Origin of the sequence: Alkalihalobacterium elongatum (assembly GCF_019024285.1) — a bacterium.
Classification (GTDB): Bacteria; Bacillota; Bacilli; order Bacillales; family Bacillaceae_F; genus Alkalihalobacterium; species Alkalihalobacterium elongatum.
On record NZ_WMKZ01000037.1, the window covers coordinates 1 to 20,574 of the forward strand.

At 35.7% G+C, this 20,574-nt stretch carries 22 protein-coding genes; 3 read left to right on the forward strand and 19 right to left on the reverse strand.

The window, feature by feature from the left end:
- Positions 1 to 86: 86 nt before the first annotated feature.
- The 9 genes from GKP30_RS21800 to GKP30_RS21840 form a co-directional block, all read right to left on the reverse strand.
- Positions 87 to 335 (reverse strand): spore coat protein, encoded by a 249-nt coding sequence (locus GKP30_RS21800; protein WP_216831580.1) that lies wholly within the window; start codon positions 333 to 335, stop codon positions 87 to 89.
- A 13-nt stretch (positions 336 to 348) separates the two neighbouring features.
- A complete protein-coding gene (locus GKP30_RS21805) occupies positions 349 to 537 on the reverse strand; it encodes a hypothetical protein (RefSeq protein WP_216831581.1) in 189 nt (62 codons plus the stop codon).
- A gap of 96 nt (positions 538 to 633) precedes the next feature.
- The gene (locus tag GKP30_RS21810) at positions 634 to 1,635 is read right to left on the reverse strand and encodes a CobW family GTP-binding protein (RefSeq protein ID WP_216831582.1); all 1,002 of its coding nucleotides are present in this window, start codon (positions 1,633 to 1,635) and stop codon (positions 634 to 636) included.
- A gap of 139 nt (positions 1,636 to 1,774) precedes the next feature.
- The gene (locus GKP30_RS21815) at positions 1,775 to 2,974 is read right to left on the reverse strand and encodes a GTP-binding protein (protein ID WP_216831583.1); all 1,200 of its coding nucleotides are present in this window, start codon (positions 2,972 to 2,974) and stop codon (positions 1,775 to 1,777) included.
- A 39-nt stretch (positions 2,975 to 3,013) separates the two neighbouring features.
- Positions 3,014 to 3,406: a (2Fe-2S) ferredoxin domain-containing protein gene (locus tag GKP30_RS21820; RefSeq protein ID WP_216831584.1), complete on the reverse strand. Its 393-nt coding sequence runs from the start codon at positions 3,404 to 3,406 to the stop codon at positions 3,014 to 3,016.
- 154 nt (positions 3,407 to 3,560) lie between these two features.
- Positions 3,561 to 4,496 carry a CobW family GTP-binding protein gene (locus GKP30_RS21825; protein WP_216831585.1) on the reverse strand — a complete coding sequence of 312 codons (936 nt, stop codon included), beginning with the start codon at positions 4,494 to 4,496 and terminating at the stop codon, positions 3,561 to 3,563.
- Between the two features lie 112 nt (positions 4,497 to 4,608).
- Positions 4,609 to 5,604 (reverse strand): CobW family GTP-binding protein, encoded by a 996-nt coding sequence (locus GKP30_RS21830; protein WP_216831586.1) that lies wholly within the window; start codon positions 5,602 to 5,604, stop codon positions 4,609 to 4,611.
- A gap of 71 nt (positions 5,605 to 5,675) precedes the next feature.
- On the reverse strand, positions 5,676 to 6,839 hold the full coding sequence (locus tag GKP30_RS21835; RefSeq protein ID WP_236035291.1) for a nucleoside recognition domain-containing protein: 1,164 nt from the start codon (positions 6,837 to 6,839) through the stop codon (positions 5,676 to 5,678).
- 75 nt (positions 6,840 to 6,914) lie between these two features.
- Positions 6,915 to 8,039, reverse strand: a complete 1,125-nt coding sequence (locus tag GKP30_RS21840) for an NAD(P)/FAD-dependent oxidoreductase (protein WP_216831587.1) — start codon at positions 8,037 to 8,039, stop codon at positions 6,915 to 6,917.
- Between the two features lie 170 nt (positions 8,040 to 8,209).
- On the opposite strand from GKP30_RS21840, the gene folE2 reads away from it, so the two are divergent.
- On the forward strand, positions 8,210 to 9,109 hold the full coding sequence (gene folE2, locus GKP30_RS21845; RefSeq protein WP_216831588.1) for a GTP cyclohydrolase FolE2: 900 nt from the start codon (positions 8,210 to 8,212) through the stop codon (positions 9,107 to 9,109).
- Positions 9,110 to 9,176: 67 nt separating this feature from the next.
- On the opposite strand, the gene sufU is transcribed toward folE2, so the two are convergent.
- From sufU to GKP30_RS21860, 3 genes are all read right to left on the reverse strand, one after another.
- Positions 9,177 to 9,623, reverse strand: a complete 447-nt coding sequence (gene sufU / locus GKP30_RS21850; protein WP_216831589.1) for a Fe-S cluster assembly sulfur transfer protein SufU — start codon at positions 9,621 to 9,623, stop codon at positions 9,177 to 9,179.
- Between the two features lie 134 nt (positions 9,624 to 9,757).
- A complete protein-coding gene (locus GKP30_RS21855; RefSeq protein WP_216831590.1) occupies positions 9,758 to 10,138 on the reverse strand; it encodes a hypothetical protein in 381 nt (126 codons plus the stop codon).
- Positions 10,139 to 10,396: 258 nt separating this feature from the next.
- On the reverse strand, positions 10,397 to 10,552 hold the full coding sequence (locus GKP30_RS21860) for a DUF1540 domain-containing protein (protein ID WP_216831613.1): 156 nt from the start codon (positions 10,550 to 10,552) through the stop codon (positions 10,397 to 10,399).
- Positions 10,553 to 10,709: 157 nt separating this feature from the next.
- Here GKP30_RS21860 and rpsN point away from each other — a divergent pair, with 157 nt between their 5' ends.
- Together rpsN and GKP30_RS21870 are read left to right on the forward strand one after the other, a co-directional pair.
- Complete coding sequence (gene rpsN, locus GKP30_RS21865; RefSeq protein WP_216831591.1) at positions 10,710 to 10,979, forward strand: 30S ribosomal protein S14; 270 nt, start codon at positions 10,710 to 10,712, stop codon at positions 10,977 to 10,979.
- 72 nt (positions 10,980 to 11,051) lie between these two features.
- Positions 11,052 to 12,131 (forward strand): CobW family GTP-binding protein, encoded by a 1,080-nt coding sequence (locus GKP30_RS21870; RefSeq protein WP_216831592.1) that lies wholly within the window; start codon positions 11,052 to 11,054, stop codon positions 12,129 to 12,131.
- A 71-nt stretch (positions 12,132 to 12,202) separates the two neighbouring features.
- Here the strand turns inward: GKP30_RS21870 and GKP30_RS21875 are convergent, their stop codons facing one another.
- The 7 genes from GKP30_RS21875 to GKP30_RS21905 all read right to left on the reverse strand — a co-directional run bounded on the left by GKP30_RS21875 (position 12,203) and on the right by GKP30_RS21905 (position 20,379).
- The gene (locus GKP30_RS21875; RefSeq protein WP_216831593.1) at positions 12,203 to 13,618 is read right to left on the reverse strand and encodes a phospholipase D family protein; all 1,416 of its coding nucleotides are present in this window, start codon (positions 13,616 to 13,618) and stop codon (positions 12,203 to 12,205) included.
- A 159-nt stretch (positions 13,619 to 13,777) separates the two neighbouring features.
- The gene (gene nikC / locus GKP30_RS21880; protein ID WP_216831594.1) at positions 13,778 to 14,698 is read right to left on the reverse strand and encodes a nickel transporter permease; all 921 of its coding nucleotides are present in this window, start codon (positions 14,696 to 14,698) and stop codon (positions 13,778 to 13,780) included.
- A gap of 17 nt (positions 14,699 to 14,715) precedes the next feature.
- Positions 14,716 to 15,717: an ABC transporter permease gene (locus GKP30_RS21885; RefSeq protein ID WP_216831595.1), complete on the reverse strand. Its 1,002-nt coding sequence runs from the start codon at positions 15,715 to 15,717 to the stop codon at positions 14,716 to 14,718.
- Positions 15,718 to 15,919: 202 nt separating this feature from the next.
- On the reverse strand, positions 15,920 to 17,578 hold the full coding sequence (locus GKP30_RS21890; RefSeq protein WP_216831596.1) for an ABC transporter substrate-binding protein: 1,659 nt from the start codon (positions 17,576 to 17,578) through the stop codon (positions 15,920 to 15,922).
- A gap of 35 nt (positions 17,579 to 17,613) precedes the next feature.
- Positions 17,614 to 18,618, reverse strand: coding sequence for an ABC transporter ATP-binding protein (locus tag GKP30_RS21895; RefSeq protein WP_236035292.1), 1,005 nt, complete (start codon positions 18,616 to 18,618; stop codon positions 17,614 to 17,616).
- A complete protein-coding gene (locus tag GKP30_RS21900; protein ID WP_216831598.1) occupies positions 18,611 to 19,606 on the reverse strand; it encodes an ABC transporter ATP-binding protein in 996 nt (331 codons plus the stop codon). The genes GKP30_RS21895 and GKP30_RS21900 overlap by 8 nt, the downstream gene beginning before the upstream one ends.
- 575 nt (positions 19,607 to 20,181) lie before the next feature.
- Positions 20,182 to 20,379, reverse strand: a complete 198-nt coding sequence (locus GKP30_RS21905; RefSeq protein WP_209123252.1) for a cold-shock protein — start codon at positions 20,377 to 20,379, stop codon at positions 20,182 to 20,184.
- Between the last annotated feature and the right edge of the window lie 195 nt (positions 20,380 to 20,574).

The window sequence follows — 20,574 nt, forward strand, 5'->3', positions numbered from 1 at the left end:
AAAAGGTTCCGAACATCGTTTTCTTTGATGTTCGGAACCTTTTTACAATTATTTTGGCTAGTTATGTCCCAGCCTCTACTTAAATTTTATTGACCGCTTAATTCGGATCGAACCTGTTGAATTTCATTTGGTTGCGCAGGTGCTGCAGGCTTATAATATCCTCTTTGTTTTGCTGCATTATATACCGTATACTGACGTGCCTCATCTTGATTTCTCATTTGTTGCAGAGTTTGGCGAAGTTGCGGGTTGTCCGTTTGTGAAATAACGTTGGCATACGTAGTTAAACTAGCATTGATCATTGATAAATAATCATTCATCATATCTTTTTCATTCATTATAGTACCCTCCTTATTGCTGGTTTAAAAATGACATAAGTTGTTGTTTTGAACTTCTAGCTGCCTGCGCATCATTTTGTAGCATCTGTACAATTTGCGGATCATCACAATTTGCAGCATATGCATCAAGCTTTTTCGATACAGTTTCATGTCCTCCAATTAAATGACGAAGATTTTGTAATTCTAACTCATTAAGTGGCATAAGAATTCTCCTTTCAATATGTAATTCCATACAAACTTATTATTTTAATAACAAGGAAAAATATGTACCCATTTTTACAAACGGTGCCAGGCACCTTTAGTTCACTAAAGGTGCCTGGCACTGTGTTACTTTTCTCCATTCGTTTGAGAGTTCTTCTTTATTTAAGTCGATGCCGATTACTACTAAATAATGTGGCCCAGAATAGGTGGATAGTTCCCAGGAGGTTCGTTTAACAACATGTTGCATTAAGTAAGTTTGTTTCTTACCTACTAATGGAATATATCCTTTTGCTCTTAATACTGAATGCTTAAATTTCTTAAGAAATTTCTCTACATCTTTTTCTCGAAACGGTTGAGAAATTGGAAGTGAAACCGTTTGAATGCGAGAATATGACTTCTTATGATCATGTATTCCTTTTTTTCTTTCTTCACTTTTCTTATTAAAAATTACCTTGATTTCATGTCTTTTTTCCCGTTTGTTACTTATAGGATCTAATAATTGAGCAATGTTAATTTCACTATATTTCGTAAAACATATTTCCGCTTCACTATTTTGCTTCATAAGCACTTTTTTTATCTTTAATTTTCTTGATGGCTCTATTAAATCAACCTTATTTATTACTAATAAATCTGCTACTTCAGTTTGCCTTTTCACTGTTTCAACAAGATTTCGATCTGCTTCAAAAATACTATTATATTCTAGAACATTTTCTGCATCTAATATCGTGATAACTTGTTGTAAACTCAAACGGTCAATAAATTGAGGTTCGGTTAAAGAATCAGCTACTTCTTCAGGATTTGCTACACCAGTTAATTCGATAAAGATCACATCTGGCTTTTGTAATAATAATTTCTCAATGCTTGCAACAACCTCACCTTTTTTATTACAACAAATACAACCATCTAGTAACTTTTCGACCACTTGTTCTTTTCGTTCATTTGAAATAATAGCACCATCTGTATCTGTACTTCCTAGCTCATTCATCAATACTGCGGGCTTTAACTGACGCCGTGAACATTCTTGTAATAACCTAAGTAATAACGTCGTTTTCCCACTTCCTAAAAAACCACTTAACACAAAGACAGGAATTTTAGCCACCAGAATTCATCCTCTCTAAATTCGTTCGCTCTAATTCCTAACTATATTCCACTTAAATAAGAATTATTCCGATTAGATACAAGTAATCAGCCCTTTTGTTAATTAGCAACTATAAATTCGAATTTAAACTATTACTTTACTATGTCTTTTGTAAATTCCAACGAAACGGATCTTCTAATGCCTGCCAATCGCTCGCCATTTCAGAATCAGACAATAAGCAACCGTCTAAGTCTTTTGTTATCTCCTCTACATCAAGGTCAGTTCCTATAAAAACAAGCTTCGTGTGACGATCACCATATTCAACATCCCAATCTTGTAATAAATGCGGGTTTTCATTTAATAGTTGTTTCTGTTCTTGAGGGGAAAGACTCGCTACCCAATAAGTAATTGGTTCAATAGACACCGATGGACCTGCCTGAGACATGAGGAGCGCTAGATTGTTTCGAGTTGCACACCATGCAATTCCTTTCGCTCTTACAATGTTTTTAGGCATAGATTGACACCAATTTTGAAAACGAACAGAATGAAAAGGTTCTCTTCTAAAATATACAAAAGAGGATATCCCATATTCTTCTGTTTCTGGTGTATGTTGCTCATGTCCAGCTGTCAATTCCCTAATCCATCCTGCTGAATTACTTGCTTCTTCAAAATTAAATAATCTTGTATTTAATATTTCACTAGGGTCTATTTCAGCTCTTACACTTCGGATTATTTTTGCTTTCGGTTGCAGTGTAGCAAGCACTTGTTCTAATTTTTGTAATTCTTCTTCTGTTACTAGATCACACTTATTTATTATTAATACATCACAAAACTCAATTTGATCAATAAGTAAATCTGCAATCTCTCTCGTGTCATCTTCTCCTAATGCCTCTTTACGATCTAGTAAACTATCTCCAGAACGATAATCGTGCCAAAAACGATTGGCGTCTACGACCGTTACCATCGTATCAAGGCGACAATATTTTGTTAAATCAATATTGAGTTCTTCATCAATGTAAGAAAATGTCTGCGCAACAGGAGTCGGTTCACTTATCCCTGTCGACTCTATTACAATATAATCAATATTTCCGGCTTTCGCTAATTTCTCAACCTCGATTAACAGGTCTTCTCTTAACGTGCAACAAATACAGCCATTGGACATTTCTACTAACTTCTCTTCCGTTCGTGAAAATTCCCCGCCTTGCTTAATGAGTTCAGCATCAATATTAATTTCACTCATGTCATTAACAATGACAGCAATTTTTAAACCATCGCGATTTTTGAGAAGATGGTTTAGCAGTGTTGTTTTTCCTGAACCTAAATAACCACTTAAAACGGTCACTGGAATGGGATTTTTCATCTATTATTCCTCCTAATTATATGTAGCGTTTAGTAGTCGTTACAGTTTTTTAGAAACTTTCGTAACTATCTGTTCGTCTTTTACTGTACCAATTACAGTTCCTTCTGTTCTTTCAAATCCAGTGCCATTATGGTAATGGCTTATTTTATCTTTCAACGGCGTACCTGCTAACAGTGAGTCAATGAAATGAGGAGCATCTTCACTAGTCATCTCCTTATACCAATAACTTTCTGGATATTGAATGACAACACATTTATCATGACAACGACCATTACAAAGAGTTCTCGTTGTATGAATGACATTATCTAAATCCCTTGCAGTTATTTCATGTCTAACCGATTGAGTTAGTGCTTCTGCTCCTGCTTTATTGCAACTACTTCCATTGCATATCAGCACATGATGTTGTGTGTTTGACAAGTTCCATGTTGCCATCCTCTCACCCCTATTACTTATTTAAGAATTCTTCTACTCCTATGGATGTACTAAAATGTTATGAAAAACAAATCGATTATAACACACAAATCGTAATGATTACTATTTATATTATTATTTGCTTATTCCTAGCTGAAGAACACGTTTTTTCCAACTAAGTGATACTTTGAACTTTCCTTAATCCTTCCTCAATTTCTCCTCTATTGAGTTCTTCTCCTATGAACACGAGCACGGGTTCATACTTTTTTTCAGAGGCGTACCTTTCAAAGATCGGCATTCCATATGCGTAGTTAAATAAATAGAGGCCAGGAGTTTCTGTTAAATAAATAAACCCTTTCACTCGATGTAGCTGCCCTTCAATCTTCTCTAACCATTGCAAAAAAGCGACTCGATCAATCGGTTGATTTACTGAAAATATAATCGTCCTTAAATGTAAATGGTGATGGACATGTGCTTTTTCAACCTCGTAAGATCTTTCACTACTTTGTACTACAAGATCATACAAAATTGAGAGATTTATTTTTGCATATGTAACAATTGAAATCGTTGCTTGCGTATTGATGTTTTTAACACTTTCTAGTACTGCTACTACTTCATTTTCATCTACTTGATCCACTTTATTAACAAGTACAATATCTGCATGTTTCACTTGTTCAACTAAAAGCTTTTTGAGTTTATTACTGAGTCTATTTTCGGCCCACTGTTTAGCGTTAATAACCGTCACAATGCATCGTATATCGACTTTATTAATTAACGTTGGATGCGTGCACGCTTCAAGTATTTCTAATGGATGTGCAGCTCCAGTTGCTTCTATTAGAATTAGATCTAATTCATATTCTTCAAGCATTTGGCTCAATTGCAAGCTTAATTCACCTTGAAGGGTACAGCAAATACAACCATTCAACATCTCTTTTAACGGCGTATCCATCGGTATTAATGCGGAGTCTATACTTACGTCCCCCAATTCATTCATCAATACGCCTAGTCTTCTGCCATTCTTTTTCTCAAACTCGATTACTTCTTTTAGTAACGTACTTTTTCCACTTCCTAAAAACCCGCTTAATATAATCACTTCTACTTTTTTACTCAATTGCTCTATTTCCTCCTCTCCATTTCATGAAGCTTATACTAACATGTGCTTATAAAAGTACTATAATAAATAACCGTTTCACAAGTAAGCTCTCCTCATGAAACGATATTTGTTATGCTGACACACAATTATTAAATTGCTCTTGAAACCACTGTTCATCTAGATCCGTTCCAATGACAACCATTTCACTTACTCTTTTCTCGTCTTTTTTCCACTCTCGGTCAGCTGTGCCTGCAAAAAGCATGTGAACGCCCTGGAAAATTACACGCTTGTCTAAATTTTCAATATGAAAAATCCCCTTATATCGATACATTTGTGGACCTAGCTCAGCCAACAAGCTGTTCATCCACGCTTCTACTTTTGGTAAACTCAATGGCTTTTCGGACCGTAAAACGAATGCCTTCACATGATCATCATGATGATGGTGATGGTTGTGGTCATTTAATAAATCAGGGGCAATTTCTAGTTTTTTATCTAGATCAAATGAATATAGATTTAATATTTTATTCAAATCAATGTTGCTTTGCGTTGCACGTTCTATTTGAGCTGTCGAGTTCATTTTTTTTAATCTTTGAGTCACCGATTCGATATGTTTTTCATCCACTAAGTCGACTTTATTTAAGATTAATATATCTGCAAATGCTACTTGTTTTTGTACTTCATGTGATCTGTTTAACTGTTCGTGAACATGATACGTATCGACAACAGTAACGATCGAATCTAGATGATAATACTCTGACAGTTCTGGATCTACAAAAAAGGTTTGGGCCACAGGTCCTGGATCAGCCAGACCTGTCGTTTCAATAACAACTCGATCAAAATTAAGGTCCATTCCGTGTCTATCATTTCTTCTCTCTTTAAGATCATGTAAGATGCGAATTAAGTCGCCCCGAACCGTACAACAAATACAACCATTGTTCATTTCAAAGATTTCTTCGTCTGCACCAACAACAAGTTGATTATCAATACCTACTTCGCCAAATTCGTTTACAATAACAGCGATCTTCTGTCCATGGTTTTCCGTTAAGATGTAGTTTAACAAAGTCGTCTTTCCAGCCCCTAGAAAACCAGTTAGAACAGTGACAGGTACTTTCCCGTTATTCTTCATATCATTCACTCCTTCTTTTGTAAATTAAAGTTCCCCACCTATTTAAATCGTAAAAATTATGATTAAAACTTCTAAAAAAAGAAAATAATCGCTTTATATAAAATTAATAAACTGAATGCAGAAATGATTGATGTTATTCCTTGTTTAGAAGCATGCTTTAGTGCATATCGAAAGCCCATCTCTTTTCCAATCGCCCACATCGTTACCAAGCATGCTGACAATGTAGATGCTAAATAAACAAGCAAAAACAATTCTACTGTTGTAATTGAAGCTAATAATTCACCGCCACCTTGGTTAAATAAAAGCATTCCATCTTTTCGAATGATTGAAAATAGTAATCCAACACTTGCAGCAGCGGGAATGGATAATAGTGATAAGATAGGTTCTACCATTTGTGATAGTTTAGCAATTAGTCCTAAACCATCAAGTAGTGAAGCAATAATACATATCACTAAAAATATCGGCATCGCTTGCAGAAAAAATTGAGAAACTGTACCTTTTATTTTTCCAAAGAATTGTTTTAGATTACCTGTGCTGATCGGTGTTGCAGGATAGAAATAATCTGTAGCTTTATTGTCAGAAGGATACCATAACCTTGTGTGTATTGCTCCAACAATGATAAGGATGATCAAGTATGGAACAAAAAGCCACGGTTTTCCTCCGACACTAAAAATAGAAAGTGTTGCACCAATTTGATAACTACATGCGGATCCATAGGATATCATAGAAACACACTGTTTTCTCGTACAAGCACTACAAGATTTCGTTTGGAGAACTGCGACAACATTGCACCCATACCCCGTTAGTACAGGAATAAAATCTCTTCCGCTTAAACCGATTTTCCTTAAGCTAGGTGTAATTTCGCTTGTTATTTTATCCTTTAGGCCTACTTCCTCTGTAAAAGCAATACTCATACCTACAAACAAAACAACAGGAAAGGCCCAAAGAAATGAATACACTCCTAATGTAAATAAACCAAAATCGCCAACTAAGACTTGTTCAATAAGATAGGGTGTATGAGAGAATAATCTTTCTAATGGTTCAATAATTAAACCTTCAAACAATGGCTCTATTGCGCTTGCAAGCATATACGCAGCATATACAGGAAATCCGTAAACACTAATCACTAAAAATAAATAAAGTAACAATTTCCCGTTCGAAAACGGAAACTTGGGGAATTTATATGTTTTTTTATTTAGAGAATAGGAAGCTGTTTCTTTCCTTATTTCACTCATTACGTTTTAAGCCTCCTTTAGCAATTACGTAAATAAAAATACCCCCTCATAATAATAGAGGGGAAGCTTATTCTTCTAGCATTGACACGAATTGTCACAACAAGAAAGATCATCAAGCAACATATTCGATTTACGATAATGTTCAAATAACTCTTCATTTATTTCCATGCCTAGTTGTTCACCTATTTCTTTAGCTACAACTGCAAAGCGTTGGCGGAATTTATAAATGAAACAAAAAATTACATCTTGATGCCTAACTTGTGGTCCAACTAAAAACAAACCTTCAGAAACCGTTGATTCATCCTTATCACTTAACTCTATAGTGTTATTTTCATCATAATAAAAGTGTTCGATAATTAAAGATAGACTACTCTTAAAGCCTGTCGCTATAATGGGACGCGTAGAGCTAAAAATCTCTTCTCCACTTTCCAAGAATATGACATAGCCCTCATCTGCTTGTTCGACTTTAATGACTTTACTTTTCCCTCTTAATATCAAGTCTTCACAATCCATCACTTCTTCAAGACGGTCAAAAGTATATGGTGATAATGATATACTTGGGTCTGGATGATCATCTGACCAAACTTCTTCTTTAGCTAAAACCGTTACTTGTTTACCGTAATGAATCAGATTGATTGCAGCATCTATTGCACTTTCATAACCGCCAATAACGATAACTTCATTTTCTTCGATCTCCCCCCATGAAGTAACCTCACTGTTATGTAAACATAGCTCCGCACCTGGGAATACATTTTTATTTGGATACTGAAACTCTCCCCCAGCCCAAACAACAAATTCGGCATTATATGTGCCGTCATTAGTTTGCAGAACGAAACCTTCCTCAACCTTATCTATTTCAGTTACATTCACGCCAAATTTAATCGGAAGCTTAAAGTGGTGTGCTACAGCCTCTAAATACTCCGCGTATTCCTCTCCGCTTAAATGTTCAGTTTGAAACGTATAACCTGGTGAAGTTGAAGGTACGACAGCATTTAAATCTAGCAGACCAAACCCATGACCTGGAAACGACGGGGTCAATAAGCGCATTTCTTCTGGCCACTTTTTAAATGAACTTCCGATATATTCACGTTCTAAAATCACAAAATTTTTTATTCCCATTTGCATAAAAATTGAACCTAATCCTACACCTGCAGGACCTGCTCCAACAATAATAACGTCATAATGACTTTTATTTTCCAAATCGATCACCTCTCTAATTAAACCGTAACAATTACGATTTTACGATTATTATTATTCTTTACTTCCTTCTCTTTGTCAATCTAAGCATTTTATTTTTACTATTCCTGTATTGATATTATAATATATAAATCAGAATAATTCCTATTCATTTATTCATAAAGGAGATAACAATGGAAACAAACATTTTCCCTACTAAACAAGAACGTCACAAACGATTTGGATCAGTACCTCCTGTAAAAGGAGATAAGCCTCTAAACAAAGAGGAAATGACTGATCTCCAAAATACACCTAACGACTTTTTATTCGCAATTAACTCAGTGGGGATTAGTAATGTAAAACATCCCCTTATTATTGAATCAGATTATAAACCGCGGCAGCAAACAACTGTTGGGACATTTTCACTAACGACAGGTCTTCAGCAGATGAGCAAAGGTATTAATATGAGCCGGTTAACAGAGCTGTTACAGGAATACTATTTAGAAGGTTTCAACGTAACTTTTGACCGCCTGTACTCATTTACGAAAGATTTAGTTGAGCGTATGGAACAATCAAGTGCACAGATAGCCGTTCAATTTCCTTGGTTCTTTGAACGAACAAGTCCTTCACTTCAGAAATCTGGATTGGCGCATGCTGAAGCTTTTATGAACGTTAATTATGATCATGATAACGGATTTAGCCATGAAGTGGGCATTACAGTAGCTGTAACAACACTTTGTCCTTGTTCCAAAGAAATTAGTGAATATAGTGCACACAATCAACGTGGATATGTGACGATTAAAGCTAAATTTTATAACCCGATTGAATTCATACCAGATTGGAAAGTTACCCTACTTGAAGCTGCGGAAACTAATGCCAGTTCGATGCTGTACCCAATCTTAAAAAGACCAGATGAAAAAGCAGTAACTGAAAGAGCTTATGAAAATCCGCGATTTGTGGAAGATATGGTTCGCTTAGTTGCCGCTGACTTATATGAAAATGAGGATATCAAGTCATTTATGGTTGAATGCCGAAATGAAGAATCGATTCACATGCATGATGCGATTGCAAGGTTAACTTATACAAAAGGTTAAATTTAAAAAGGTGACGCACTGCCTTATAAAGAAAATTATTTATAGGGTCAGTTAGTCACCTTCTTTTTTAATTACTATTTTCGTATTCTGATTCATCTCCAACAGCCCGATCTAAAGCCTGCCACGCCATTAGTGCACAATTATGGCGAGCCCTTAACTTGTGAACACCTTCTAACGCTATAGCATCCCCTAAATCGACCTCTTCTGAAACTTCCCCGTTTCGAATCATCGCTTCCATCGCTTGGCGTAATTTCACAGCTTCTTTTAATGACACTCCCTTTACTAGCTCTGTCATGATCGAAGCAGACGCCATACTAATACTACAACCTTCTCCAATAAAAGAAATATCTTCTATCTCTTTAGTTTCTGTTAATTTTAAGAACAGTGTCATTACATCGCCACATGTCGGATTTTTATAATGTAGCTGTTTAACAAATTCACCATTTAACTTTTTATGATTTCGACGATTTTTCGAATGGTCCACGACTAGTTGTCGGTACAGCTGATCTAACATTAACAACTCCCCCTTACAGCTTCTAAATATATATTACGCACACAAATAGTAACTATTACGATTTATTGTTTATTATACTTATGCATTACAATTTCGTCTAATCAACTCTATTAGTAGTCCACAAAAAACACCTCCTAACAAATGGAGGTGGCTTCAGCAGGATCATAATTATATTGTAAGGAGTTGAATTTATTTGTGAGCTCAAAAAACAGGTTTCTATTCCTTTCCTTAAGTGCACAATCAATTTGATAGGATAGAATGAACTTCTCTAATTCAATATCAAACTTTACTATCATTTTATGTTCTTCGATTAACTGTCTTATCGTACTATAAAGAACATACTCTTCTCTCCCATTTAAAGTAGCAAAGATAAACCAACCTTTATTTACAATATACTTTGCATCCTCTCCACCTTGTTCAACGTAAGTCATTCCCGTAATTAAATGAGGTGTCCCTGTCCCATAATATAGGCACTCTATAGTGACACCAGGTTTATATAGAACAACAAAATCCAATGATTTCCACTCTACAAAAGATTTTGTGATCTTTCCTGTTTTATGCTTTTTTATGTTAATCTTGAATAAAAATGATAATTATTATCAACAATAAGTATGCAGGTGATTACAAACAATAAGTATGCAGGTGATTACAAACAAATGTCAGTCCTTATATATAAGAACAATACACCATTTTCAAAAATTATTATTTACAAAATAAAATAAGGACAGCCGTTTAAACTGTCCTTATCACAAATAGAACTTCGAATATAGAAATTAGATACCTGGGTCAAACGTTTTACAGTCTGTTTCTTCCTGTTTCTCAGCTCTTTTACCTGTGTGGCTAACTACGTAAATTCGGTCAGCCGCACATTTATTACCTTCTTCATTATACTTACAGTTTTTTACTTCACATAATACATCTACTGCCATCATCTACACCTCCCCTCCATCTTTATCTTGAGCTTTTCTTTGCTTTTTCATACTTTTTTAGGACGACTTTACTTTATATTTTATATACTGTAAAATTATTTCTATGCTATTAATAGGAATGATTACGTTTATCAAAAAAGTGAAGGAGAGAAAAAACATGGCTAAGAAATCGAAAGTTGCAAAAGAAATTAAGCGACAAGAAATGGTCGCAAAATACGCGGACTTAAGAAGAGAGTTGAAAGAAAAAGGTGATTATGAAGCTTTAGGAAAACTACCACGTGACTCATCCCCCACTCGCTTAACTCGTCGTTGCGAAATGACTGGCAGACCACGAGGTGTATTAAGGAAATTCAAATTGTCTCGTATTGCGTTCAGAGAACTAGCTCATAAAGGGCAGGTACCTGGAGTTAAAAAATCAAGTTGGTAATCTCTATTTAAATAATCGTTAATCGCTCTTAACCTTAACAAAGCTAAATAAATTATTAGGTGGTGACTGCACGTGAGCAAAGTCCCCATAACTATAATCACTGGTATGCTAGGTGCTGGAAAAACAAAAATTACTAATAGCTTAATACGTAATAAAACTCTCACGAATTGTAAAGTACTTATTTACCAGCCAGCAGCAATAACAATAGTAGAAGAAATGTCGACAAAACGAAGGTATAAAAAAGGAAAAGTATCTCACCATGCAGCACATCTTGCAAAATTAATAACTACTCAAGAACAATTAATTAAGGAATTGATATCTCACTCAAAAGATAGGCAGCCAATAGATGAAATCATAATTGAATTAGCTGTAGGAGTCTCGCCTCAATTACTTGTAGAAGAACTTTATCATTTACTCAAAAAGTATAAATTAGAGGAAACATTTTATACTCAATCAATAGTTTCTGTTATTGATGCTGAGCAATTTTGGTTTGATTATACATCAAATCATTACGTTCTTTACACAGATGACAGGATGGAACATACTTTTGCTGAAGTTATGATTTCTCAAATTGAATTTTGCAGTCATATTATATTCAACAAATGTAACTTCATTAGTAAAGAAAGTTTAGATGAGACTGTCTCGTTTATAAAGAAACTCCAACCGAAAGCACAACTGATTTTTTCAACAGACGGTAATGTAGCTAGTCATACTTTACATTCAGTAGACGCTGTGGACATTAATCAACTAAAATCGAATATTGGTTGGAAACTTGAATTAAAACATTCAAATTTTTCTAATTTAAGTATTGTCGGGGAATATAATGTAGATTCATTTGTATACGAAAGTCATTCCCCGATTCATTTAGAAAAGTTAGAGAAGTGGTTTCAAACATTTCCTTCCGAGTTATTACGTTCTGCTGGTTATCTATGGATAATTTCCGAGTCGAATGGTTTGGAACTCCTATTTTTCTCACAAGTTGGAGCATCTGTCATCACTGAAACAGTGGACGAAGATTATTACCAACAATACGGTGACACTACTAGAACGAAACTTGTGTTTTTTGGTTTTGATCTAGAAGATGATGATGTCATTCAACAACTTAACGACTGCTTAATTTCGGACAATGATATCAATCAAACTGTCATCTGACCATATTTCCTCAAATTAAAAAGGAGTTGCTACCTTAGCAACTCCTTTTTTAATAGTCATAACTGATTTTACTAAAATGTTGTTAGTCCTGTTTTTTTCTGTATCCGGAATAATAATCGTTTATAATATGGAAAATCATCAAGGTATTCATTAGAATGAACTGTAAATGTCCCATTTTCGTTATTCCATATTGTAGAAAAGTAATTGGAAACTACGCTTATTATCTCACTATCTTTCGGGGCTACAATTCTTAAGCTCGTGTCTAGATTAAAATCATCCAGGTTTCTTCGAGTAAAATTTGCAGACCCACCGATTATCGTACTACTTTCTTGCCGCTCGATTAATATTAATTTAGAATGGTATTGCTCATCGTGTGTGTTATACCATCTTATTTCAATGTTCTCATTTCCATACTCTTCAATATCAGCAGCTACTGGACGGTTTGGGATGCCGATGTTCTCATTTCCGAAAATTTCCTCATTCGGGTCAAGAATTAAGTTCACTTTGACGCCCCTATTTGCTGCAGAAATCAACCTCGAAACAACCTTACTTTCGGAAAGGTTAAACATCCCAACATGAATTACATCCCCGTGATCTGTACGGTTAATTTCTTCAATTAAATGTTTTCTTGTTTGTCCTTCTGTTAAAAGCTGAACCCCTATATCTCCTGTTTCTATTTCAAAATCATCATAAGAAGCGAGCTGTTTATTACTTGAAAAATTAGCAACAGCTTGCTCCGAAGCTAAAAAGTCATTAATAATATTCCCACTGACAACAAAAGCAATATTCGAATGGAAGCCACTTGCATCATGAAGGTTAGCGGAAGTCACCATTACCTCTTTATCCGTGCCAATCACCTTACGATGGTTTCCTTTTAAATTTAACATTTTTAAATAAGAGCCAAGTGTTACTTTTGGTGCATCTTCACTAAAAGGATTTGTAATCCATCCTTCACCTTCTCTTTCAAACGTTTTTAAAAAAGCTCGCCAGAAACCTGAATAGATTGGATTCGAGTCTCGTAGCGGCGTTAAATTGGTAATAATGACATCGACTCCGTTTTCTTGCAATGTTTTTAAGTGCTTGGATGGATGAGAACGATAAGTTGTATTAATTTCATCAGTAATAAATGTAATCTCAATATTCGGAGACTGTTCCTTCTTTTCTAATAAAGCTTTAGTTATCTCATCTGTAATTTCAGGATAGTCTTTATCTTCATCGTATTTATCATTGAATAAGAACATATCAAACACTATAAATTCTTCAGCTTCCTTTATCATGCTTTTTACTCGTTCAACAATTTGTCTTTCTTGTACAATCTCACCTTCTTTTTCAAACGTTAGGTTGTATAAAAACTCTACATTCGTAACTCGATGACTATGACCTTCAAAAGATAATCCCATCGGTATCGGCTTAAAAAGTCCATAAAGAGTATAACCTGCAATAAATACAGCAATTACTAACAAAAAACTTAATATTATTTTTTTCATATCTCCCTCCTACTTTATAATTTTTATTACTTTTACAGTGGTTAAAACCTCTGCAAAATATGTACAACGATAAATTTATGGACTAGTCAGAGTATTGTATTGTTTATATCTATCTGAATAAACAAAAAAAGGACGACACAAATTGTCATCCTTTTCTTATTAGTTTTTCATTTTTGGATCTAACGCATCACGAAGTCCGTCACCAATCATATTAAATCCTAATACAACTAACATGATCGAAAATCCTGGAAAAAGTACCGTCCATGGTGCTGTTTGGATAAACTGCCGTGAATCAGATAACATTTTCCCCCATTCTGGTGTCGGTGCTTGTGCCCCTAACCCTAAGAAACCAAGAGCTGCCGCTTCTAAAATAGCTGTACCAAATCCTAACGTCGCTTGAACGATAATTGGTGCTAAACTATTCGGTAAGATATGGTGAATTAAGATCCTGCCATTTTTCATACCTTGTGCTTTAGCAGCCATTATATATTCCTCTTCACGTAAGCTAATAACTTTAGACCGAACAAGCCGCCCAAATATCGGAACATTAATTATAGCAATCGCGATAAGTGCATTTTGTAGGGATGGGCCAAGAATAGCAACGATGGCAATCGCTAATAATATACTTGGGAATGCAAGCATGATATCGAAAATACGTGAGATGAGCATATCTACCCAACGCCCATAATAACCAGCAATAATCCCTAACGTTGTTCCCACTACTAACGCTCCTGATACAGCAAAGAATCCTACCCATAATGAAATCCTTGCCCCGTGAGCAATTCGACTAAAAATATCTCTGCCTAGATCATCCGTTCCAAACCAATGCTCTGCAGAAGGGGATTGAAGTCGGTTTTGTGGGTTCGTTTCATCAAATGCAAACCCAGAAATGAGTGGTGCAATCAGAGCAATGATAATAAAAAATACTATGATAATCATACCGATGACAGCAGATTTATTCTTAAATAATTGCCTCATTGCATCACGCCAAGGTGATATAGCCTCTACCTTCTCCTCTTGATTTGGATTTGGGTTTGAATTCGGCGGTATATTTACTTGTTCTGTGCGAATCGATTCCATTTCAGTCTCCCCTCCTATCAATATTTAATTCTTGGATCAATGTAAGAATAAAGCAAATCGACAATTAAATTAATCATGACAAACATCGTTGCTACGATTAGAATTCCTGATTGAATGACTGGATAATCACGATTTCCAATGGCTTCATAGATATAGCGTCCAACTCCTGGCCATCCAAAGATCGTCTCTGTTAATATCGCACCACCTAATAGCGTTCCAGTTTGAAGGCCGACAACAGTTAATACAGGGATCATCGCATTTTTAAGTGCATGCTTGTATATAACAAAAAATGTATTAGAACCCTTCGCATTTACTGTACGAATATAATCTGAACGTAAAACTTCTAGCATACTTGAACGCGTCATTCGAGCAATGATTGCCATCGGAATGGTTCCAAGTGCAATTCCAGGTAATATTAAATGTTTTATTGCAGTCCACGTTTTATCCCATTGTCCGCCGATTATTGTATCAAGGACATATAAATGCGTTATAGCCTGTATCGGGTCCCTTGCATTATCTCTCCCTGTAGCTGGCAACCACCTAAGTTCTTGTGCAAATATCCATTGTTCCATCAATGCTAGCCAGAAAATAGGCATCGAAACCCCGATAAGGGCGATAAGCATAGCTAAATAATCAAACCAAGAGTTTTGCTTCCACGCACTAATTATCCCTGCATTTACACCGATAATAATTGCAAAAATCATCGCAAAGACTGTTAGTTCAATCGTGGCAGCTAAATACGGCCAAATTTCTTCAGCTATAGGTTTTTTTGTTCGTAACGAAGTTCCTAAATCCCCTTGCACTAGGTCCTTCATATAATAACCGTACTGAATCATGTATGGTTCATTTAATCCAAGGCGTTCTTCAAGATCTGCAATGGCTTGAGGTGTAGCTTGTTCACCTAATATGACTTGAGCTGGGTTACCTGGAATTAGATGAATAATTGAAAATGTAACAATCGACATTCCTAGAAGTACTGGAATTAACATGAATAATCTTCTTGTCGCATAAGCTAGCATGAATTTCACCTCTATTCTTTCATTACTCTTCTCTCTATGTATTATTTATAGAACTTAAATTCCTTAAAGGTAAAAGTAGAGCTGACTCAAATGCAAGCGTTAGACACCTCACCCTCTAGATATATAGAATTGCCGTTTCTACAACAACTCTATATCTAGAGTTTAAACGAGGAGCCAATACTTTTGAGTCAGCCTCTTCTCATTAGTTAGATAACTCTACTGATGTGAGTGCCTCACTTGTAGATGGATGTGGCACATAGTTTTTCACGTTTGCTCCACCTGCTAATGTTGGAACCGAGTGAACTAAAGGTACCATCGGTGCATCTTCATGAATTAGAGCTTGTGCTTTCATGTAAAGGTCAGCACGAACATCTTCATCATATGTTGTTTTTGCTTGATCTAATAATGCAGTTACTTCTTCATTTGCATAGAATGTACGGTTACCACCTGGAATAGCGTGGCTGCTTAATAGGTTAGATAAGAAGTAGTCTGGGTCACCGTTAACCCCTGACCAACCTAACATAAACATATCTTGTTCTCCAGCTTCTGTCTTCTCAAGGTACGTTGCCCACTCGTGAGTAACGATATTTGCTTTTACGTTGATCTTCGCTAGTTCAGCTTGAATCGCTTCAGCTGCACGCTGTGGATCTGGCATATATGGTCTTGCTACTGGCATCGTCCATAGATCAAATTCAAATCCATCGGGGTAACCAGCTTCTGCAAGAAGTTCTTTTGCACGGTCAAGATTAAACTCGTACTCTTGGATTTCGTCATTATATCCTAAGTACCCAGGAGGTACTGCATTTTTAGCTGGTTGTGCCATACCACCATATAAAGCGAAAATTAGATCTTCTTTATTAATCGCATGGTTAACCGCTTGACGGACTAACTTATTGTTAAATGGTTCTTTCTCCACATGGAAACCTAAATAACCGATATTGTTTGTTGCACGTTCAAAAACTTGAAGTTCAGAATCGCCTTCAATTGTGACTACATCATCAGGATTTAACCCATCCATAATATCGACTTCACCTGCGCGAAGTGCCGTTAAACGTGCTGAGTTGTCAGGAATCACTCGGAAAATGACACGATCTAGTTTTGGATAACCTTCCATCCAATAATCTTCATTTTTCTCAAGAACAATACTGTCGTCACGAGTCCAGCTTACAAACTTAAACGGACCAGTTCCTACAGGATTTTCGTTGATTGTGCTTCCATGCTCCTCAAATGCAGCTGGAGAAGTAATGGCAAAGTAGCTCATCCCCATGTTTTGGATAAATGAACCTAATGGTTTGTTTAAAACAAACTCAATCTCATGATCACCAAGTACATTAATCTCTTCTATTACATGGCCTTCATCACCTTTAAACCCACCAAATTGAGTACCGTAAACGCTATACGTGTAACCCTCATCAGCAAAATTATATTCATGAGATTTATCAGCCCAACGCTCAAAGTTTAATTTTACTGCTTCAGCATTAAAGTCTGTACCGTCATGGAATTTAACTCCTTCACGAAGTTTAAATGTATAAAGTAATCCATCATTTTCAACGCTCCACTCAGTTGCTAAACCAGGACCTACTTCAAAAGAGTCAGCGTCGAACTCTAGTAAAGTTTCATAGATTTGTTTTGTTACACGAGAAGATTCACCATCAGTTATACTAGCATAGTCTAAACTTACAGAGTCTCCACCACGTGCAAAGATTAATACTTGATCACCAGCCGGTGCTTCTTCTGTAGCTTCTTGATCGTCACCTTCAGACTCATTAGGAGCTTGAGTCTCGTTGCTCGAACAAGCAGCTAAAAAGGTTGCTAAACTCAGTAAGAGGATTAGCATAAATAACAAACTTTTCTTTTTCATTTTTCATTTCCCCCTTTTTTAATGTTGGTTTTTTATTATTTTTCTGTGGTAATTGCAACTTCAGACAAACTTTCGTCGTAAAGATGGCAAGCCACAAAATGATTATCAGCTACTGCTCTGAACGTTGGACGCTCTGTTTTGCAAACTTCCATACATTCAGGACAACGAGTGTGGAAAGCACAACCTGATGGAGGGTTAGAAGGACTTGGAACGTCACCTTCTAAAATTACCCGATCACTTTTCTCATCTGGATCAGGAATCGGTACGGCAGAGAGTAAAGCTTTTGTATACGGATGTTTCGGATTCTCATATAATTCATCTTTTCCAGTAAGTTCTACCATTCTACCTAAATACATCACACCGACCCGATCACTTATATGCTTAACGACACTTAAATCATGAGCAATAAATATGTAGGTTAATTGAAACTCCTTTTTTAAATCTTCCATTAAATTAAGGATTTGTGACTGAACAGACACATCAAGTGCGGATACAGGCTCATCACAAATGACAAGACGAGGATTTACAGCTAGAGCTCTTGCAATCCCAATTCTTTGTCTTTGTCCTCCACTAAATTGGTGCGGATACCGAGCAGCATGAAAGGCATTTAACCCAACAACTTCTAGTAACTCTTTCACTTTTTGCTTTCTAAATTTTTCATCCCCAATTCCATGTATGAGTAGGGGCTCACTAATTATTTTTTCAATCGTATGTCTTGGGTTTAAGGACGCATAAGGATCTTGGAAAATAATTTGCAAATCTCTTCGTAACTTTCGCATCTCTTCGTCACTAAGTTTAGTGATATCTTGACCATCAAAAAGCACTTCACCTTCAGTCGGTTCAATCAAACGAAGAATTGCTTTCCCAGTAGTAGACTTTCCACAGCCACTCTCACCGACAATTCCTAAGATCTCACCTTCGTGTACAGTAAAAGAAACATTATCAACAGCTTTGACCTCGCCTACTTTTCTACCAAAAACGCCACCTTTAATATCGAAATACTTCTTTAATCCTTTTACTTCTAATAAGGGTTTAGCCAACGTTCTCTCCCCCCTCTTCTTCATAAAGGAAACAACGACATTGGTGTCCTTTACGAAGTGGTAGTAGTTCTGGATCTTCTTCGTAACAGCGGCTAAACGAACTCTCGCATCTTGGTGCAAAGCGACAGCCTAGTTTAACAGACCCTGGCTTTGGAACGGTACCAGGGATTGAATACAATCGTTCTTCTTTTTGATGTATCTTTGGTAGAGAACGTATCAACCCTTTTGTATATGGATGTTGAGGCTGTTTTAAAATAGTCCTCACATCACCTTCTTCAACGACTTTTCCTGAATACATCACAACTACTCGATCACAAATCTCCGCAACTACACCAAGATCATGAGTAATCATCATAATTGCAGTACCATGATCTTTATTTAATTTCCGCATTAAATCTAATATTTGGGCTTGTATCGTTACATCTAGAGCAGTAGTCGGTTCATCCGCTATTAATACTTCAGGATCACAGGACATCGCCATTGCAATCATGACCCGCTGTCTCATTCCTCCTGAAAGTTGATGTGGGTATTCATCAACAATCTCATCTGCCCTTGGAATACCAACAACCTTTAGCATTTCTATCGCTTTTTCCCTTGCCTTTTTTTTGCTAATTTTATTATGATTGCGAATGGCTTCCATTAACTGGTCACCAATTGTAAATAAAGGATTTAGAGAAGTCATGGGCTCTTGAAAAATCATCGCAATTTCATTACCACGAATCTTTCGCATTCTTCTATGCGTTGCCTTTACTAAGTCCTCACCTTTAAATAGAATCCGTCCTCCAACAATTTTGCCTGGTGGATTCGGAACTAGTTTCATAACAGAAAGTGAAGTCACACTCTTTCCGCAACCAGATTCACCAACAATCCCTACTACTTCACCTTTATGTATTTTTATACTCACTTCATCAACAGCAGGTATCTCACCTGCATCTGTAAAAAAGTGTGTTCGTAATCGTTCTAGCTCTAAAACTACTTCTGCAGACATTTCATGCACCTCTTTTCTATCTATTTTTCTCTAAATGAATAATTTTTCTTTTTGTGAACCTTGCAAGATCCCACCTGTTACGCAATCTTTTAACATACTAAAATAGTATTTTGTTTTTTCTGTATGTACACATTATTTATAATATGGAGAATTTTCTAAAAATATATACAATAAATTTACTATAATATTAATTAAATAAGCAAGGAATTTTTTAAATTTATTACAAAAATATTTAATTTGTGTTAAATAATTCTATTTTATAAATGTCCACACATAATAGACATTTGTTTTTTTATATCTATGTTAGTATAACGGATTAAAGTGATAAAGTATTTTCTAGACCCTTTACTACTCATCTACTTACTATAATATTACTCTTTCATCCCCTCATTACCCTTCTTATATTTCGAATATTCAGTAAATATTAGGTAAACTAACTTTTTTATAGATTGAATTAACCTAAATTTTGGACTTTTTTTATAGATGGTGGTTGTTAATTAATTTTTTTCAAACTATATTGCTATTGCCAAGAATAAAAAAAAGACCCTATGATCAGGGCCTTCTTGTAAAACTAATTACTTTTGAACGTTAGCAGCTTGAGGTCCACGTTGACCTTGCTCGATTTCAAAAGAAACAGTTTGACCTTCTTCTAAAGTTTTGAAACCTTCGCCTTGAATTGCAGAGAAGTGTACGAATACATCGTCTTGTCCTTCTACTTCAATGAAACCGAAACCTTTTTCTGCGTTGAACCATTTAACTGTACCTTGTACCATAATCTTGTTCCTCCTATATGGCTATCTGCCACATTGTATTACTATTTTTGCTCTTCAAATTCATTCAAGGCGAAAATACTTAGTTAAGACATTTCTTCCTTCAATCTTATCCGAACAACAATAAGTAAACTTATTATAACAGGAAAAGGAACAAAAGGAAACTAAAAAAAGTGAAATGGGAAAATTTAAGTATTT

What these genes read in the sequence shown, in the direction of transcription:
- GKP30_RS21800 (WP_216831580.1), bottom strand. Translation starts at nt 335, where the DNA reads ATGAATGAAAAAGATATGATGAATGATTATTTATCAATGATCAATGCT.
- GKP30_RS21805 (WP_216831581.1), bottom strand. Translation starts at nt 537, where the DNA reads ATGCCACTTAATGAGTTAGAATTACAAAATCTTCGTCATTTAATTGGA.
- GKP30_RS21815 (WP_216831583.1), bottom strand. Translation starts at nt 2,974, where the DNA reads ATGAAAAATCCCATTCCAGTGACCGTTTTAAGTGGTTATTTAGGTTCA.
- GKP30_RS21820 (WP_216831584.1), bottom strand. Translation starts at nt 3,406, where the DNA reads ATGGCAACATGGAACTTGTCAAACACACAACATCATGTGCTGATATGC.
- GKP30_RS21830 (WP_216831586.1), bottom strand. Translation starts at nt 5,604, where the DNA reads ATGAAGAATAACGGGAAAGTACCTGTCACTGTTCTAACTGGTTTTCTA.
- GKP30_RS21835 (WP_236035291.1), bottom strand. Translation starts at nt 6,839, where the DNA reads ATGAGTGAAATAAGGAAAGAAACAGCTTCCTATTCTCTAAATAAAAAA.
- folE2 (WP_216831588.1), top strand. Translation starts at nt 8,210, where the DNA reads ATGGAAACAAACATTTTCCCTACTAAACAAGAACGTCACAAACGATTT.
- sufU (WP_216831589.1), bottom strand. Translation starts at nt 9,623, where the DNA reads ATGTTAGATCAGCTGTACCGACAACTAGTCGTGGACCATTCGAAAAAT.
- GKP30_RS21860 (WP_216831613.1), bottom strand. Translation starts at nt 10,552, where the DNA reads ATGGCAGTAGATGTATTATGTGAAGTAAAAAACTGTAAGTATAATGAA.
- rpsN (WP_216831591.1), top strand. Translation starts at nt 10,710, where the DNA reads ATGGCTAAGAAATCGAAAGTTGCAAAAGAAATTAAGCGACAAGAAATG.
- GKP30_RS21875 (WP_216831593.1), bottom strand. Translation starts at nt 13,618, where the DNA reads ATGAAAAAAATAATATTAAGTTTTTTGTTAGTAATTGCTGTATTTATT.
- nikC (WP_216831594.1), bottom strand. Translation starts at nt 14,698, where the DNA reads ATGGAATCGATTCGCACAGAACAAGTAAATATACCGCCGAATTCAAAC.
- GKP30_RS21885 (WP_216831595.1), bottom strand. Translation starts at nt 15,717, where the DNA reads ATGCTAGCTTATGCGACAAGAAGATTATTCATGTTAATTCCAGTACTT.
- GKP30_RS21890 (WP_216831596.1), bottom strand. Translation starts at nt 17,578, where the DNA reads ATGAAAAAGAAAAGTTTGTTATTTATGCTAATCCTCTTACTGAGTTTA.
- GKP30_RS21900 (WP_216831598.1), bottom strand. Translation starts at nt 19,606, where the DNA reads ATGTCTGCAGAAGTAGTTTTAGAGCTAGAACGATTACGAACACACTTT.
- GKP30_RS21905 (WP_209123252.1), bottom strand. Translation starts at nt 20,379, where the DNA reads ATGGTACAAGGTACAGTTAAATGGTTCAACGCAGAAAAAGGTTTCGGT.